Here is a 16,925-nt window from a genome sequence, read left to right as displayed (position 1 = left end):
CGTCCCCGTGACTGGCCCCGATGTCGCGCTTTATACATGTAGCTACGCCGTAGGTCGCGTCATGCACGTTGCTGATGCTTACGTTCTGCGTATCCGATACCGTCCAGGTCACATTCGTCAGATTGCTTTGCGCAATCGCGCAACCCTCCGGAACCAGGACCAGGCAGGCGGTTTTAAAGTAGTAGTTCTTCATAACAGCGAGGTTGTTCTCGGTTTTTTAGAATGGACCGCTGGATCGAAACCACATAAATCAAGGCCGATTTCTGGATTCTCCAGACTGTATCCACTGGCTTTCCCATTTCGGGAAAAACCCTGTCAAGAGACAAAATCTGTCATTTTCGCCGCAAGCGTCTCATTCCAATCAAAATATAAATTCCGCCATGATGTCACAGTAGCCATACCCAATTTGCTATTCTGAAAATAGAGAGAAAAAAGCAAGTCAAAGGGCAGAAGGAAAAGGGCAAAACTGAAGAGCTTCGGCTTTTCCGTTCTGCCCTTTTCCCTTTGCCTTCCGACTTTTTTGACCCGGTACCCGGCACCCGGTACCCGGTACCCGTTCGCTTGCGGTCTTTTGCGACCTGGGACCTGCGACCTGTGACGTCTTACCCGGCACCCGGTACCCAACAAGGAGCTTCCCATGGCTGCTCTTCGCCTTTGCACCCACATCAAAACCAACGGCATCAAATGCGGCTCCCCGGCTTTACGCCACCACACTCTCTGCTACTTCCACTACCAGTGGCAAAAGCGAGACCAGCGCCGCATCCGCCTCGGCGGCCCCGTCGGCATGAATAAAAACTCGGGTGTCGAACTCCCACTCCTCGACGGCCCCGAAGCCATCCTCGTCTCCATCATGGAAATCCAGCGCGGCCTCCTCGACCACCGCATCGAGGTCAAAATGGGCACCGCCCTGCTCTACTCGCTCCAACTAGCGCTCCAGGCCCGTATCCCTCGTGTCGGTCTCTGCCCCACGGAAGCCGTCCGCGAATGCCCCGAACTCGACATGGAACTCGAAATGGAACGGGCCCGCGCCATGCGCCCCGCCAAAGAAAAATGCGCGGCCTGCCGCAAACAAGACGATTGCCTCTCTCCCCGCGACTGCCGCAAACTCCCCAAACTCCCCGCCGGCTACCACCGCGAAGGCGAGCGCCTCGTTTGTGAACGCTCTCAATCCACCGAAAAAGATGATTCGTCATCCCGAGCGGAGTCGCGAAGCGACGTAGTCGAGGGACCTGCATCTGATTCGTCATCCCGAGCGGAGCACGCGTCAGCGTGCGTAGCATCTGATTCGTCATCCCGAGCGGAGCACGCGTCAGCGTGCGTAGTCGAGGGACCTGCATTCTCCCCGACCGAAGCCACCGCCCTCAATACCACCCCGATCCCCGAGACCGGCACTCACTCGCTCCGAGAAAGTAGCCCCGGGCGTGAGCCCGGGGAAAGCGCACCGCCCAAATTTCCCCCGAGTCGCGCCGAAGCGCGACGGCAGATCGTGCCCTCTGAAGAGAAACAAAAGGTTCTTCGGCTCCGCGACTCACGTCGCTCCCCTCAGGATGACACCTCAAAAATCGACGCTATACCCTACGCCAACAGTATTTTGAGATTTAACCCCAGCCCCCTCATGGATCTTCCGGGAAAATTTCCGCAACTCGTTGAAACGACGGGAGGGACGAAATAGGGGGTGGGTCGTGCCCCACACCTGCGAATTCAGCAGATGCAGGGCACACAAGCAATTAGGCTGCGCGGACTTGGACCTTCATTGGTTTGCTGGCGCGTGCTTTGGGAAGGATGAGGTTGAGGACGCCGTCGCGCACGACAGCCTCGCAGTCTTCCGGTTTGACTTCCTGCGGTAATTCGATGACCCGGAAAATCATGTTCGACTGGCGATCGGAGTAGAGCACGCGGCCGTTCTGGTCTTTCTGGCGGCTGCTCTTTTCGGTGTTGCCGCGGATCAGGATCCGGTTGGTGTCGCAGAGGATGTCCAGGTCCTGCTCGCGGAAGCCGGGGACTTCGACTTCGGCGTTATATTCTTCGCCGTTGTCGACGATCTCGACGGCGGCAGGTGTGAGGATTTCGGCTTCGGCTCTCAACCAGTCCTCGAGGTCGTGGCCGTGGATCCAGCCGCGCTGGGAGCAGAGGTCGAAAGCTCGCTGGGCGATGCGGTGACGGAAATCGTGGATTTGCTGGTCGATCGCGTTGGAGGTGTCTGGGCCGCTCATAACCGACGATGCGACGGCTACGTTGCCGCTGGTCTTTTTCAAGGTCATAACGTCTCCCTGGTAGTGGCGCGGAATTGGCAGATGTGAAAGATCGACGATTGGTCTGAGGTGAGGAGTCGACGATAGCGCCGAATGTGAGTACGTTCAACGTCTCTGGGTGTGGAAAAGGAGGGAGGTTGAACGCGCAGCTGCGGGACACCGTTCTTGAACCGGACCTTGCTGGCGTGGCATTCTGCCTGTATGAGTCTCTCACCCGAGCAGGTTAAGGCCGAGATTACGCGGTACTGGAAGGCGTTTACGGATAAAGATGCGGCGACGCTCAGCGAGTTTTACGCCCACGAGTCGGTTGGGTTCAGTTCGACGTCAAAGCGGTCGGAGCCGGGACGGATGGCGGCGATCAGGCGCCAGCGTGAGTATTTTGGCGGCGGCGGAAGGATTGAGGCCAAGGTCGAAGGAATCGAGGTTGTGCTGCTTGGGGAGTCGGCGGCGATTGCGGCGTACATGTTCCGGTTTCATGCGAGCCGGACTGATGCGCTGGGGAAGACGGTGGAAGAAGACATCCGGGATGGGCGCGCGACCCAGGTTTTCGCGCTGGATCCGGATGGAAGGTTGAGGATTTTTCACGAGCACTTCTCGCAGCCGGTAGGGTGAGGGCGATCTTCGAGCCCCCTGTTTGCGTTCTGAGAGTTCCCGAATATACTGGCTGGCCGTTGGGAGAGCGCGGTCGCGGTGTGGGTGTGCATCCAAAGAGTAGTTGCTGGAGGAAGAGCCGATTCAGGTCCTTCGACTCCGGTTTCCGGCGCTGGACAAAACGCGCGGGAGTCCTCCCTCGCTCAGGATGACGGTTCAATAAGTCAGTAAGAAGGAGAACGAATGGCCGGTGGAACCCAGGCGGTTCTTCGAGATCAGGTGGCGGTGGTGACAGGCGGCAGTCGCGGGATTGGGGCGGCGATTGCGCAGAGGCTGGCGGAGTTGGGAGCGATGGTTTACCTCGCGGGCCGCTCGCAGAAGGCGGTGGACGCGGCGGCCAATAAGATTCGGATGGCGGGCGGCAACTGCGTGGGGTATCAGGCGGACGTCTGCAAGTGGCGAGATGTTGAAGAGCTGGCGGAGTTCGTGAATAAGGAGAGCCGGCGGTGCGACATCCTGGTGCATAGCGCCGGGATTGGGTGCTTCGGGCAGCCGCTGCACGAGATGGATTTGCAGGATTGGGAAGACGTGATGAATACCAACCTGCGCGGCGCATTCTATTGCGTGAAGGCGTTTGCGCCGCTGATGATCCGGGCGCAGTACGGGCACATCATCAATATTTCGAGCATTGCGTCGAAGAACCCGCTGCCCAAAGGGGCGGCGTACGCGGCGTCGAAGTGGGGGCTGAACGGGCTGTCGTATTCGATCGCCGAGGAGTTGAGGAATTACAACATTCGGGTTTCGCTGATATGTCCGGGGTCGACGGATACGGGGTGGTCGCACTATGCGGGCAAGGATCCGGAGAAGATGCTGAGGCCTGGAGATATCTCAAGAATCGTGGAGTTGCTGGTGACGCAGGCGCCGGAGTCGTTTGTGAGCGAGATTATTGTGCGGCCAACCAGGAAGCCGTAAAGGCGGATCCCGGGTGCTGGGTACCAGGCCGACGGTTGCGGCGAGCAATATTTTTTCAGTTTCAAGAGACAATAGAAGGGAAATGTTTCGATGACGGAATCGCAGCATCTTGCGGATACGGTGAGGCGGGCGTGCGATGGGGATGCGTGGCATGGGCCGGCTCTGGGAGAGATTTTGCGGGACGTTGATGCCGAGGCGGCGCGGGCGAAGAAGGATGGCGTGCATTCGATTTGGGAGCTGACGCTGCACGTGATGGCGTGGTTCGACATTGTGCGGCGACGGATGGCGGGCGAGGTTCTTGGGGATCACAATTTGACAGGGAGTGATGACTGGCCACCATTGCCGGACGATCTGAGCGAGAGTCGGTGGAAACAGACGAGGGATGCGATGGTTGAGTCGGCACACAGGCTGGCAAAGGCGATTGAAGAGTTCCCTTCCGCAAAACTCAACGAACAGGTGCCTTCGAAAGATTACTCGTACGCGGTCATGCTGCACGGGGCGGCGCAGCATGGGCTGTATCACGCGGGACAGATGGCGGTTTTGAAGAAGCAATTAGGCATTAGCAAATAGCAAAGGCGAAAAGACCCAGGTTAACGCGCAACTGCGGCGCGTGAAGCTGGAGCACCACGTACCGCGAACTTTCGCGAGACGACTGAGCTGTTGATTTTCGTACTTGTACTCTCGGCTGTGAGAGCTCTGGGTTCCAATTGCCCGGCCTGAGTTCCGGTGCTACCATCGGATGCTTGGAATACATTCAGGAGGTCTTTATGGCTGACGACAGCGGCAGTGGAATTCTGTGGTTTCTGGCGGGGCTCGGCATCGGCGCAGCGGTGGGAGTTCTGTATGCTCCGAAGGCGGGCAAGGAGACGCGCGACGACATCGCTCGTTATGCCCAGGAAAGCTCCGATTATGTGAAGGACCGCGCGAAGCAGTACAAGACCCAGGCGAACCAGTGGGTGGATCGCGGCAAGGAAGTTGTGACCACGCAGAAGGAACAGATTCGCAACGCGGTGGAAGCCGGACGCCAGGCATATCGCGAGGCTAAGGCAGAGCCGGAAAAGGTATAGTCGTGAAAAAGGCCCACATCTAAACCCACATCTGCTCACTACGGCAGATGTGGGGCACCGAACAACGAGACACCATGAACGAATCACTGATAACGGCATTCATTATCGTCACCGCGGTCGCGGTGGTGCTGCAAATGCTGATCCTCGCGGCGTTGTACTTCTCGACGAAGAAAACGTCGGCAAAAGTGGAAGCGCTGGCGAAACAGGTCGAGGAAAAAGCCATCCCGGTTCTGACGCAGGCGAACGAGATGATCGTCGAGTATCGGCCGAAGGTCACGACCATCATCGACAACCTGCATGCCACGTCGACGACGGTGCGCGAGCAATCGGAACGTATCAACGTCACGCTGAACGATATCGTGGACCGCACGCGGTTGCAGGTGATACGCGCCGACGAAATCGTCAGCCGGTCGATGGATCGCGTGGAAGAGACGGCGGAAGCCGTGCACCACGTGGTGCTGTCACCGGTTCGGCAAATGTCGGCGGTGGTGACGGGACTGCTGGCGGGAGTCGGCGAGTACGTTGGCGGACGCAAGGTGCGGCGTCAGCGCGACGCGGTACCGCAGGACGAGATGTTTATCTAAAGAGGGGCTTTGAGATGGAGTCGGCGGCCGAGAGGTCGCCGATTTTGTTTTGGGGGCGGAAGGTGCAAGGTACAAGGTGCAAGGTACCAGAAAAACCCCACCCTATCGCTTCGCGATAAGGGTGGGGCACGAGAGTTTTCTTTTCTTGTGCCTTGAAGCTTGTGCCTTGAACTTCATTGTTTTGGTGGATCGGCGGAGCCACCGTCCCAGATGATCTTCCAATCGCCTTCTTTGTTCTGGCGCCAGATGGTCAGGTACTGGCCGGTCATCTTGAGGGACTTCCCTTCCTTGTCTTTGGTGGTGAGGGTCCAGTGGCCGCGGGTGTAGCCCATGCGGTTGCCGGGCATGGCGTAGGCTTCGTCAGGATTCCAAGCGAGGTGGAAGTTGGGATCGGCCCACTGATCTTTCAAGGCGGCGCGAACGGCTTCCGTGCCGACGACAGGCTTGTCCCGCTGAACGACGCCGTTCTCGTCCATGTACTGCATCCAGCCGTCGAGACGGTGCTCCTGCGTGGCCTGGTTGAAGTCGCGGTCTGCTTTGAGGAGCGCTTGTTTGACGGAGTCGGACTGCGCGAGGGTGGAGCCTGCGAAACCGCACAGCATGACTGCCAAGATGATGCGACGCATAGAGCCTCCCGGTTCGTTTGGCGAAATAGTACAGGAATGTTGGCAGATGTCGAAAGGATTGGGCGGAAAAGCGGGTACTGGGACGATTGTTTATGAGATGGCGACCATATCATAATCTATCCAACTGGGCACCGGGGTTTCCAACGTAGATGTCATTGACCCGAGAGCTCCCCTCAGGGGCTAAAGCCCCGATCAATGGGGCAGCTTAACGGCACGCCTGAAGGCGTGCCCCTTCAAAACTATTCACAACGTGAAACGCGTGCAGGTGAAGCGCTTGGCGGCACGACTAAAGTCGTACCCTGACACGGGCGCATTCAGCACGAAAGAAGTCGTGCCCTTCCATTTCAGTGCAGTTTGCCGAGTTTGTCGAAGGGCCAGTAGACGAAGACGGCTTTGCCGTAGACGGATTCCTGTGGGATGGAGCCGAAGTCGCGGCTGTCCTGCGACATGTTGCGGTGGTCGCCGAGGACGAAGAAGGAGTCGGCGGGGACGGTTATTTCGGGGAAGCTGCGGTCGTCGCGGTAGGACGGGCGAACGTAAGGCTCGTTGAGCAATCGGTCGTTGACGTAGACGCGGCCTTCTTCAATGCGGACGCGGTCGCCGGCGGTTCCAATAACTCGCTTGATATAGCTTTTGCTGGGGTCCTGCGGGTATCGGAAGACGACGACATCGCCGCGTTCGATGGGCTCCCAACGGTAGATGAACTTGTTGATGAAGATGCGTTCCTGATCGACGAGGCCGGGCATCATGCTGGTGCCTTCGACTTTAACTGGCTGGTAGACAAAGACGATGATGAAGACGGAAACTGCAGCGGAGATGATGACGTCGCGCAGCCAGCGCAGCATCCCATTGCGAGGCTTGAGCGCCGGTGCCGCAGGTGCGGCAACGTGCGGTTGCGGCTGTGCTTCCTGGTTCGGTTGGTCTCCTGATATCACTAGCTTTATTGTAATCTCCCGCACCGACAACGGAATGACACTTATTGGACGCACTTCCCGGGCGAGGGTTGTGGGAGAGGTTTGTTGTTTTGCGATAGAATCCTTGCCCGAGGTGAGGATAATGCGTAAGCATGCGTTTGGTAGCGTGCTGGTGGTTCTTTCGTTGGCCATCGTGGCGCTTGCCCAGTCGGAGATTCCGGCGTACCACATAGGGGCGCCGCCGAAAGGCGCCCACCTGGCTCCGATCGTGCCGAGGTCCCAGAGGACAGGCGAGGCCTATTCGGAGAAGTATCAGCAGGTGGCTTACGACATCGCGCAGAAGATTCCGGGAGTGCTGTACCAGCTTCCCTGCTATTGCTATTGCGACCGGATCGGGCATAAGAGCCTGCGGACGTGCTATGAGTCAGACCATGCGGCGCATTGCGCGACCTGCCTGAAGGAAGCGTATTACGCTTACTTCGAAACGAAGAAGGGTAAGACTGCCAAGGAGATACGGGCGGGAATCATTAAGGGCGAATTCCAGTCGATTGACCTGATCCAGGCCGCGGAACGAGTGGGGAAAATGTAAAAGGGGTCGACCCTGTCGCCAACAAAGGCCACTAGAGTAGGCCAGCATGAGAGTTGCACCACTGCTGGTGCAGTTGACGCAGCGTGTCAATATCGGTATAAAGCGGTGCAAGCCCTGCTCTCCTTGTAGATGAAGGCTGTAAGGCAGGACGGTTCCGCGCACTGTGGCGCCTGTGGGTGCTGCCCGATGAAGAAAAAAGCTCTAGTGAAACCTAAACATATAGTGGCTAAATCAAGTAAAACAAAGAAGAACAGGAATCATACTGTGAAGGGGTCGGCGGCCAGAAAGCCAGAGATCCTTGCCGTCCCACCGCGTCCGCAGCCCCCGATGAAGGCAAGCCAGGATCCAAAACTTGTGCAGGTTGTGAAGGATTACGAACAAGCGCTCAAAGCGTTACAGTCGCAGAAGTTCGACAGGGCCAAGCCATTACTGGAAAAGGTGATCGCTGCGGGAAACAAAGAGCTTTCGGATAGGGCTAGCCTGCACCTGAACATCTGCAACCAGCAACTTGCGAAGGCGTCGCAGAAATTTGGCAATGCCGCCGAACAGTACGACTACGCTGTGTCGCTAATGAACATGGGCGACTATGTCGGCGCGCGGGAGCAGCTGGAACGGGTGATCAAGAATGATCCCAAGCTGGATTACGCGTGGTATGGGTTCTCGGTGCTGGAATGCCTGACGGGGCATTATCCCGACGCACTGCAGCGACTGACGGAAGCCATAAGGTTAAATCCGGCGAACCGGTTCCAGGCGCGTAACGATTCGGATTTCCAAAACCTCGCTGACGATCCGCGATTTACGGAACTGCTCTATCCCGAGGGAGCGGCGCTCTAGTGGTGGGATGGGGCCAAGCATGACCCTAAAGCAACAACCGCTGGCGGCAATTGAAGCTTATCGAGTGGTGTGCCTGGGCGGCGGCACCGGGCTTTCGACCATTCTTCGCGGCCTGAAACATCTTGTGTTTCTAACGGGACAAACGGTGGAGGCTCCACCGCCGAGCTGCATCTCTCATCTCACCGCGGTTGTTACTGTCACAGATGATGGCGGCTCCAGCGGGCGTCTGCGCAAGGAACTGAACGTGCCGCCGCCGGGCGACATTCGCAACTGCATGGTGGCACTGGCAGAAGACGAAGCGCTGATGGCGCATCTTTTCCAGTATCGGTTCTCGGCCGGGGTGGGACTCGAAGGTCACAATTTTGGGAATCTGTTTCTGACGGCGCTGGCGGACCTGCGCGGCGATTTTGCGCAAGCGGTGAAGGATTCGTCGCAGATTCTGAAGACGCGCGGAAATATCGTTCCTTCGACCACAAGCGACGTGCAATTGACGGCGCAGATGGCGGACGGGACGACGGTTCGCGGAGAGACGCGGATTACGGCCAGCAAAAGCCGGATCCTGAAATTGGAAATGGAGCCGCCGAATGCGGCTCCGCTGCCCAGCACGCTGGAAGAAATCGCCGCGGCGGACCTGATCACGATTGGACCGGGATCGCTGTTCACGAGCCTGATTCCAAACCTGCTGGTTCACGGGATTCCGGAGGCGATTCGGAAATCGAAGGCGCTGAAGGTGTATGTCGGGAATCTGATGACGCAGGCGAATGAGAGCCTGGGTATGACAGCGGCGCAGCACATCGAGGCATTGTTCCGGCACGCGGGTGGCAAATTCTTCGATTACGCGCTCCTGAACGAAACACCGATTCCGCCGGAAATGCAGGACCGGTACGCTGCGGAAGGGGCCGAGCCGATCGTGGTTGATGTCGACGCAGTGCATGCGCTTGGAGTGGAACCAGTGCTGGGACTGTACCTGGCCCCGGGTGAGATAGCGCGCCACAACGCCGACCGGATCGCGCACGACCTGATGCAGTTACTGTCCGAGCGTAACAGGGCGGAACGCGAGGCGCGCGTTACAATGGTCGCCGATGCCGAAAAGCCAGCCCACCGCTAAGACTTCCGCGAAGTCCACCGAACAACCGCGTTTCGCTGTCGCCATCATGGCGGCGGGTAAAGGCACCCGACTCAAATCCAAACATCCGAAAGTGCTGCACCGGATTGGCGGGATGCCGCTGCTGGCGCATGTTATTCGCGCGGCGGCGGCAGCGGTGCCAGTGAGGGACATTTACTGCATCATCGGACACGAAGCGGATCGGGTTCGCGAGGCGGTGGCGTCGTACGGCACGGGTTTTGTCGAGCAGCGAGAGCAGCGAGGGACGGGGCACGCGATGATGCAGTGTCGTGAGGCGCTGCGCGGATACGATCATGTGCTGGTGCTTTCGGGCGATGTGCCGCTGATTCGCAGAGAGACAATCGCGCGCGTGCGAGATTTTCACCTCGCGCAAAGGGCGGAGATGACGCTGCTCTCGGCGATTCCGCCGGATCCGTTTGGGTACGGGCGAATTATCCGGAGGAAGAAGGGCGCGCGGGCCACGGATGAAGTAGCGGAGATCGTGGAGGAGAAGGCGGCTTCGGCGTCGCAAAAGAAGATTCGGGAAATCAATTCGGGGATCTATGCGTTCTCGGTGCCGGAATTGTTTGCGCGAATCGATAAGCTCTCGACGAACAACGCGCATCATGAGTTCTACCTGACGGATATGGCGGAGTTGTTTTCGCGCGACCGGAAGAAGGTCGTGGTGCTGCCGGCGACGGATTCGAACGAAGTGCTGGGTGTGAATACGCGGTTCGAGTTGGCGTCGCTGGATGCCCTGTTGCGGGCAGAGAAGGCTCAGCAACTGATGAGCGAGGGCGTGACCATCTTCAGGCCGGAGACCTGTACGATCGACTCCGATGTGACGGTTGGACCGGATACGGTGCTTGAGCCGTTCGTGCAACTGCTCGGGACGACGTCGGTCGGCGGAGATTGCGTGATCCGGTCGTACTCGGTCATCAAGGATTCGCGAATAGGTGACGGAGTCAAGGTGCGGAATGGGTGCGTGATGGATGAGGCTACGGTCGAGAATGGGGCGATTATCGGGCCGTATTCGCATCTCCGGCCGGCGAGCCACGTCGGCGAGAACGCGCACGTTGGGAACTTTGTCGAGACGAAGAAGGTTCGGTTGGGGAAGGGTTCGAAGGCGAATCACCTCACTTACCTTGGAGATGCCGAAGTCGGCGAAGGCGTAAACATTGGGGCGGGGACGATCACCTGCAACTACGACGGCGTGAACAAGCACAAGACGACAATCGACGATGGCGCATTTATTGGGAGCGACAGCACGCTTGTGGCGCCGGTGACAGTTGGGCGCGGGGCTTACGTCGGAGCGGCCTCGTGTATTACTGAGGATGTTCCGGAAGACGCGCTGGCGATTGGCCGAGGACGGCAGGTGAATAAAGAAGGCTGGGCTAAGACGAAGAGAGAGATGATGAAGAAGGGCTGCTAGGGCGAAGCCACGAATTCCGTCTCTTGCAGTTACCTCGTCCTTATTATTCCCATCTCGGAATCCGTCGTTGGTTATGTTCTGCTGTTCTTTGGATCTCAGCTGATGTGGCTGGGACTTTCCCAAATTGCACGAGAAATGAAGGACACGGCTCAGGAAATCACGGGCAGGATGCCGCCGCGACTGCCGCCGGCGCTACTGTCTATGAATGTGGTTGATGGTGCGGCGGTGTAGTGCCTGAGCTTCGGTGAATACGCCAGCGATTACTGTGCCGCAGTGGCGGCACTTCCCTTCTTTTACGTCGTCGCTGAGGATGGAGTGCCAGGAGCGGCGGATAATGCGCTTCTTGCAACCGGGGCAGATAGTATCGCCGCCGTCGGAGAAGATGTTTCCCTCGTAAACGTACTTCAGTCCCATAGTCATGGCTAACCGGCGCGCACGATGTAGAGTCGCGGGCGGCGTCGGGGGCTGGTCCTGAAGTTTGAAATCCGGGTGGAAGGCGGTGAAGTGGAGGGGGACGTCGTCGCCCAGATTCTCGAGCACCCAGTTGCAGAGTTGCTTGGTTTCGTCCTGATCGTCGTTCAGGGTCGGGATCATAAGGTTCGTGATCTCGAACCAGACATTCGTTTCGTGGCGAAGCCAGCGGAGGCAATCGAGCACGGGTTGCAGATGGGTCAGCGTGATCTTGCCGTAGAACTTTTCGGTGAAGGCCTTGAGGTCGATGTTGGCGGCGTCAATGTGCTCGTAGATTTCGAAGAAGGGCTCGCGCTCGATGTAGCCGTTCGAGACCATGACGGTATTGAGGCCGCGATCGTGCGCTTCGCGAGCGATGTCGATGACGTATTCACCCCAGATGGTCGGCTCGTTGTAGGTGAAGGCCAGGCTGGGAGCGCCGTACCGTTCGGCGAGTTCGGCGACCTCTACTGGTGTGAGGTGAGTTGAGCGGACGTGATCGGCTTTCGCTTTGGAGATGTCGAAGTTCTGGCAGAACTGGCAGCCCATGTTGCACCCGGCAGTTCCCATGGAGAGAATTCGGGTGCCGGGGAAAAAGTGGTTCAAGGGCTTCTTCTCAATCGGATCCATCGCGACGGCGGCGGGGCGTCCGTAGCCGAGTTGAACCAGGCGGCCACCTTCGTTTTTGCGGATGAAACAGAAACCAGATTGGCCTTCACCGACGTGGCAGTGCCGCGGGCAGAGATAACAGTGCAGGCGCCCGTCGGGCATGGTTTCCCACCAGCGGGCTTCGTGAATGGCGGCCTTCTCTGCAAGCAGCGGCATAAACAACTGGAGTCATTTTACTGCGAAAAAATGAGGTAAGCAGGAACAAGCGAAGAATTGAAGATCGGGTGAACCGAAGACCGGAAAGCACTACCCCGCCCTGGCCAACTACAGGCGGCGATGGGGCACCGATACGTTACTGAATAAAAAAGCCCCTCTTTTCAGAGGGGCTGATTGCTTCAGGAGAGAAAGATCTATTTCATCTGGGAGGTCAATTCGCGAATGCGGAGGCGAGCCTGGTGGAGGCCGTTCTGGGATTCGCGTTCAGAGATTCCGATAGTGCTAGCGATGCGCTCGTGCGAGTAGCCTTCGCCGTCATGCATGACGAAGATGAGGCGCTCGGTTGCGGGTAGCTGAACCACTGCGCGCTCGAGGTGAACCCGCTTCACGTTGTGGCGGATTCCTTCAACTTTCTCAGAGGCTGCGCAATTCAGTGTGAGGCTACCAACCGGCATGGATTCGCGAATTTCGGTCAGCAGCATGCGGTCGATCATCTCATCGGTGGGAGCATCACTCTGGGCAAAGGCACGATGGAAAGTACGCGCCGAGAGTTCCTCCGCAAGGAGTTCGTTGTCGGTCATCCAGAACGCGAACGAATAAACGCGATGCCGATTTACCTCGTGTATTTTCTGATACTGCTCGCGCTTCGCGGCCTGCTTTGTACCGGTCACGATCCCGAGAATTTTTGCCTGAATGCCATCCGTCATTTTGTATGCCCCCTGCTGAACCTGGAATTCGCTTCTGTAATCTAACGGTGTGGCGCGCAAGAACTGAATGGAAGTAAGAACCCCACATCCACACCGATAGTTTCGGTTGCAATCGCTCTTCCGCCCGAAAGGGAAATTGAACAGGAATGAGGGCAAACCTACGTAAGTTATTGGGATAAAAGGCCGATTAGAGACTAAGGTTTTGACGTACATTCCCCAGGGTACTTGCAAGGCGGCGTCTGAGTAGCTCCTGTATGGCGCGGGCGATACCGCAAGTTGGTATGTCGATGCCAATTTGCGGCGGAACAAAGTAAATTTTGCCGGAGCCCGGTGGAAGGAAAGTTACGAGGGTTAGCAAGCTGGGGGTCAGGCGCCAGCGCGCTTCGCCGGGTGATTGGTAACGCGCCGAACCATCGAGAGTAAGTCGCCAACTTCAAAGGGCTTAACGAGACACAGGACGGATTGCGAATCGGTGAAGTCCCGGGTTGCTTCTTCTGAGGCGTCGGAGAGAGTTAGCACGATTCGGCCAGCCATTTCCGGACGGTGTCCCCTCAACCAGTTGTGGATCTCCGCGACCGACCAACTGCCCGGCATCTTGCCGTCGAGAAGAATGACGTCGAAGCTCTCTCGTTGGAGTCTTTCGATGGCGGCTTCACCGGTGTTGGCAGTCACGACAGTCGCGCCGGCGCCGCTCAGCACCTCACGCTCGAACTCGAGGATGGCGTCTTCGTCGTCAACAACGAGAATGCGGCCCTGAACTCCGTGGTCCCTGGGCTTGGCTCGGCGGTCGCGCGGGCCTTCTTCTTTCGATTCCGCGATTGGGAGCAAAACCCTGAAGACAGCGCCGCCAGAAGGATGGTTCAGGGCGAGAATCTCGCCACCGTGCTCCTTGGTTATGCCGTAGCAAATGCTGAGGCCAAGGCCAGTTCCCTTGCCTATTTTCTTCGTTGTGAAAAATGGATCGAAGACACGCTTGGGTTCCCTAATGCCCGGGCCGGAGTCGTGGAACTCGGCACAGACATAGTCGCCTTCCGTATAGGTATGAACCTGGAGTTTGCCGCCTCGGCTGACCTCCAAAATCGCGTCAACGGCATTGTTGACGACGTTGAGAAAAACCTGTTCGAGTTGGTGCGGGTCGGCTACGACGGTGGGGAGATCGCTTTCGAAATTGCGCTCTACCTCGATGTTGTTCAGCTTGAGATCGTAATCGCGTAGCGCGAGGGTTTCGTCGATCACGCGGCGGAGATCCACGGTCTGTTTTGTGGGCTTTCGCTGGCGGGCGAAGGAGAGCAGATTCTGGACAACACGATGAGTTCTCTGCGCCTGCTTGTAGAGCTTGGAGACGAAATCCAAAGACTTCTCGGGAAGAGGTTCGCTCTCCAGCAATTGCGAGTAGCCGAGGATGGCGGTAAGTGGATTGTTCAGTTCGTGGGCCACGCCGGAGATTAGCTGGCCGACGGCGGACATCTTTTCGCTCTGCAGGAGCTGCTCCTGGGTGCGGCGGAGATCTTCATAAGCCTTCGAGGTTTCTTCGTAAAGGCGGACTTTCTCTATGGTGGTTGCCAGTTGGCGACCGATGGCGATGAGCAGGTTCTCGTCCGTCTGGGAAAATTCGCGTTCGCTGCGGCTACTGACCCCGATGATGCCGAAGGGTTTGTCCTGCGACCAGAGGACGACCCAGCGCCACGATCGTAATTGCTCCACCTCCACAAATTCCTGTATGACTGTGGGAAGTTGAACAAGGTGCTGCGGCGTGATGAGTTCGGTTCGAGAACCCTGAATGCGAGCCATGAATTCCGGCGGAAGCTCCAGCTCCTGAAGGAACTCGGCGGTGATGCTGTGTCCCCACGAGGCTCGGCGCCGAACAATGTTGGTACCTGGTTTCAGGAGGAGGATTGCGCCGGTTTCGGCTCCGAAGAGTTCAATGCAGTGCCGCAGTGTGACGTTCAGAATCTCATCGAGGTCGAAGGACTGGTTGGCGATGACGGAGATGCGGTTGAGCGCGTTGAGTTCGCGGTTGTGGCGCCGGATCTCGTCTTCCACGCGCTTCTTCTCGGTGATGTCAACGACGAAGCCCTGGATACGGTCGATGGCGCCGTCTGGCTTTCGGGTGGCGAAGCTGTTTTCGAGAACGATGGCGCGGGAGCCATCTTTGCGTCGTAATGCGAACTCGTAGTTTCGGACGAAGCCTCGTTCTTCGATCTGGCGCAGGAAACGCTCGCGATCGTGGGAGTCTTCATAGAGTTCCTTGGCGACATTGAGGGAGAGGACTTGCGCACGAGACTGGTAGCCAAGCAGGCGGACGAAGGCCTCATTGCAGGCGAGCAGTTGACCAGACGCGGTCGAGATGAAAACACCTTCCTGGACTTCTTCGAAAAGCAGGCGATAGCGCTCCTCGGCGGTGAGAAGTTGAGTGGTGTCGCGAATGACGTGAACGATGCCGGCTCCCGAAGTACCTTCGACGGAGTAATTCGAGGTGGAAACCAGTGAATAACCTCCGAAGCAGGGATCGACATCGGCATCGCTGACCGTGTATTTACTGGAGCGCTGACAATACGGACAACCACCGGAGGCATTAGGCAAGACCTCGGTAAGGCGTCGGCCGACAATTTCCTGCGCGGTGGATGCTTTCAGCTTCGACAGGAGCGCGCGGTTGACCCGCAATATGGATCCGTTCGCATCGTGGACAAGCACCAGGTCGACGATGGAGTCGAAGGTTGCCACCCATTGCCTCTGCGAATGGATGATCTGCTCGAACATTCGCAGATTCTCCATGGCGAGGCCCAGTTGGCTGGCCGTGGCCACGAGGAATTTGAGTTCGTCGGCGGTGTAAGAGCGCTCGTAGGCTATGCCGAAAAGGAGTACGCCGATCAGCGACGACTTCCCCGCTATGGGAATCATGAGCACGTGCTGGAACTTGCAGCCTTCGAGGCCACGCCTGGTGGCGTCGTCGAGACCTTGCACGGTCAACTTCACCGGTTGGCGCTCCAGCATCAGGCGGGAGCCATAACTGGTGCTGGCGTCGATTTCGCGGCGACTTCGGACGTAATCCTCTGGAAGGCCGACTTGCTCGAAGATCACCATGCGACCGCTCTGCTTCATTCGTACCCAGGCTGCGCGAGCGCGACAGAGAATCTTCAGTTCGGAAAGAGCAGAGTGCATCATGGCACGCGAGTCTTTAGCCTCGGCAATCGATGCGCCAATAGAGGTAAGGACCTCGAGGCGGTCGGTGCGCGCCTTCGAATCGTCGAGCACGATAATGATCATGCTCAGGCCGAGCAGAAGTTCGATGATGGGATCGAGGTCGTGAAAAACGTGAGTGGTCGAATGCCGGTCGTCCATGTGGAGCAGGAGTAGCGTCAGTACCATGAGCCAGGGACCCTGAGTGAGACGTCCGCGATTAAATCGCGCTAACAGAATGGCACCCATGAAGGTCATGACGCGGTAACCGATGTGAACGGCTAGCATGAGGAGGAAGGCATTGGGAAAGCCATAAATTCGGATGGCAACGAGTATCAGCGTGCCTGCGGCCGCAATGCCGACGGGAAGCAAATAGCGCGTGGAGTTGGTATAGAGCAGGACAGCCACTACCAGAATTGCAGTTGCGCAGACGAATGCGGAATGGGAAAGGATGAGCCATGGGCGGGGATCCAAGGCATTTTCAGCGACGAATTCCCACTCGCGGTAAGTAAGATAAAAGATCCATCCGATGATCCAGAGGAAAAGATATTTTTCCTGGAAGGTGCGATAGATGAGGATGGCACCGGCAATGAGGACGAGAGTGCCCGATCCCTCGGCGAGTACCTCGGAGATGGCAAAGCGCGAGCTGAGAAGCCAACTTGCCCAGAAAAGGATCAACATGCGGAGTCCCGGCGAAGCAGGCGCAATTGCACCACAGTGTACTTCGATAATTGAGGAACCGTTTGGTGACTCAGGTAACCTAGTTTGCACCTAGTTTGGACAATCGCGGAATTGTC

At 57.8% G+C, this 16,925-nt stretch carries 17 protein-coding genes; 10 read left to right on the top strand and 7 right to left on the bottom strand.

All coding sequences use genetic code 11. The features are described 5' to 3' along the window. Positions 1 to 193 (bottom strand): hypothetical protein (locus tag ROO76_18680; GenBank protein ID MDT8070197.1); only part of this gene is annotated, 193 nt, incomplete at its 3' end. Between the two features lie 444 nt (positions 194 to 637). On the opposite strand from ROO76_18680, the gene ROO76_18675 reads away from it, so the two are divergent. After that, positions 638 to 1,672 (top strand): hypothetical protein, encoded by a 1,035-nt coding sequence (locus ROO76_18675; protein ID MDT8070196.1) that lies wholly within the window; start codon positions 638 to 640, stop codon positions 1,670 to 1,672. A 55-nt stretch (positions 1,673 to 1,727) separates the two neighbouring features. Here the strand turns inward: ROO76_18675 and ROO76_18670 are convergent, their stop codons facing one another. Beyond that, entirely contained in the window at positions 1,728 to 2,261 is a 534-nt protein-coding gene (locus ROO76_18670) for an Hsp20 family protein (GenBank protein ID MDT8070195.1), read from the bottom strand. A 192-nt stretch (positions 2,262 to 2,453) separates the two neighbouring features. Between ROO76_18670 and ROO76_18665 the strand changes: the two genes are divergently transcribed. From ROO76_18665 to ROO76_18645, 5 genes are all read left to right on the top strand, one after another. Next, a complete protein-coding gene (locus tag ROO76_18665; protein ID MDT8070194.1) occupies positions 2,454 to 2,864 on the top strand; it encodes a DUF4440 domain-containing protein in 411 nt (136 codons plus the stop codon). A 222-nt stretch (positions 2,865 to 3,086) separates the two neighbouring features. Next, a complete protein-coding gene (locus ROO76_18660) occupies positions 3,087 to 3,815 on the top strand; it encodes an SDR family oxidoreductase (protein ID MDT8070193.1) in 729 nt (242 codons plus the stop codon). 90 nt (positions 3,816 to 3,905) lie between these two features. Further along, on the top strand, positions 3,906 to 4,385 hold the full coding sequence (locus ROO76_18655; protein ID MDT8070192.1) for a DinB family protein: 480 nt from the start codon (positions 3,906 to 3,908) through the stop codon (positions 4,383 to 4,385). Between the two features lie 197 nt (positions 4,386 to 4,582). Then, a complete protein-coding gene (locus ROO76_18650) occupies positions 4,583 to 4,882 on the top strand; it encodes a YtxH domain-containing protein (protein ID MDT8070191.1) in 300 nt (99 codons plus the stop codon). Between the two features lie 74 nt (positions 4,883 to 4,956). Then, positions 4,957 to 5,466 (top strand): hypothetical protein, encoded by a 510-nt coding sequence (locus ROO76_18645; protein MDT8070190.1) that lies wholly within the window; start codon positions 4,957 to 4,959, stop codon positions 5,464 to 5,466. Between the two features lie 173 nt (positions 5,467 to 5,639). Here ROO76_18645 and ROO76_18640 read toward each other — a convergent pair whose 3' ends face one another. Together ROO76_18640 and lepB are read right to left on the bottom strand one after the other, a co-directional pair. Then, positions 5,640 to 6,092: a nuclear transport factor 2 family protein gene (locus tag ROO76_18640; GenBank protein MDT8070189.1), complete on the bottom strand. Its 453-nt coding sequence runs from the start codon at positions 6,090 to 6,092 to the stop codon at positions 5,640 to 5,642. 344 nt (positions 6,093 to 6,436) lie between these two features. Further along, on the bottom strand, positions 6,437 to 7,027 hold the full coding sequence (gene lepB / locus ROO76_18635) for a signal peptidase I (protein ID MDT8070188.1): 591 nt from the start codon (positions 7,025 to 7,027) through the stop codon (positions 6,437 to 6,439). Between the two features lie 121 nt (positions 7,028 to 7,148). Between lepB and ROO76_18630 the strand changes: the two genes are divergently transcribed. The 4 genes from ROO76_18630 to glmU all read left to right on the top strand — a co-directional run bounded on the left by ROO76_18630 (position 7,149) and on the right by glmU (position 10,966). After that, positions 7,149 to 7,595: a CYCXC family (seleno)protein gene (locus ROO76_18630; protein MDT8070187.1), complete on the top strand. Its 447-nt coding sequence runs from the start codon at positions 7,149 to 7,151 to the stop codon at positions 7,593 to 7,595. A 327-nt stretch (positions 7,596 to 7,922) separates the two neighbouring features. Continuing rightward, entirely contained in the window at positions 7,923 to 8,429 is a 507-nt protein-coding gene (locus ROO76_18625; GenBank protein ID MDT8070186.1) for a tetratricopeptide repeat protein, read from the top strand. Positions 8,430 to 8,448: 19 nt separating this feature from the next. Continuing rightward, positions 8,449 to 9,537: a uridine diphosphate-N-acetylglucosamine-binding protein YvcK gene (gene yvcK, locus ROO76_18620; GenBank protein ID MDT8070185.1), complete on the top strand. Its 1,089-nt coding sequence runs from the start codon at positions 8,449 to 8,451 to the stop codon at positions 9,535 to 9,537. Next, on the top strand, positions 9,512 to 10,966 hold the full coding sequence (gene glmU, locus ROO76_18615) for a bifunctional UDP-N-acetylglucosamine diphosphorylase/glucosamine-1-phosphate N-acetyltransferase GlmU (GenBank protein MDT8070184.1): 1,455 nt from the start codon (positions 9,512 to 9,514) through the stop codon (positions 10,964 to 10,966). The genes yvcK and glmU overlap by 26 nt, the downstream gene beginning before the upstream one ends. Positions 10,967 to 11,158: 192 nt before the next feature. On the opposite strand, the gene amrS is transcribed toward glmU, so the two are convergent. The 3 genes from amrS to ROO76_18600 form a co-directional block, all read right to left on the bottom strand. Continuing rightward, positions 11,159 to 12,241, bottom strand: a complete 1,083-nt coding sequence (amrS, locus tag ROO76_18610) for an AmmeMemoRadiSam system radical SAM enzyme (protein ID MDT8070183.1) — start codon at positions 12,239 to 12,241, stop codon at positions 11,159 to 11,161. A gap of 194 nt (positions 12,242 to 12,435) precedes the next feature. Continuing rightward, positions 12,436 to 12,948, bottom strand: coding sequence for a sigma-70 family RNA polymerase sigma factor (locus ROO76_18605; GenBank protein ID MDT8070182.1), 513 nt, complete (start codon positions 12,946 to 12,948; stop codon positions 12,436 to 12,438). Positions 12,949 to 13,314: 366 nt separating this feature from the next. Beyond that, complete coding sequence (locus tag ROO76_18600; protein ID MDT8070181.1) at positions 13,315 to 16,809, bottom strand: PAS domain S-box protein; 3,495 nt, start codon at positions 16,807 to 16,809, stop codon at positions 13,315 to 13,317. Between the last annotated feature and the right edge of the window lie 116 nt (positions 16,810 to 16,925).

Source organism: Terriglobia bacterium, from assembly GCA_032252755.1.
GTDB lineage: Bacteria > Acidobacteriota > Terriglobia > Terriglobales > Acidobacteriaceae > JAVUPY01.
The sequence above is the reverse complement of the archived record's forward strand: the minus strand, read 5'-3'. Positions and strand labels throughout refer to the sequence as shown.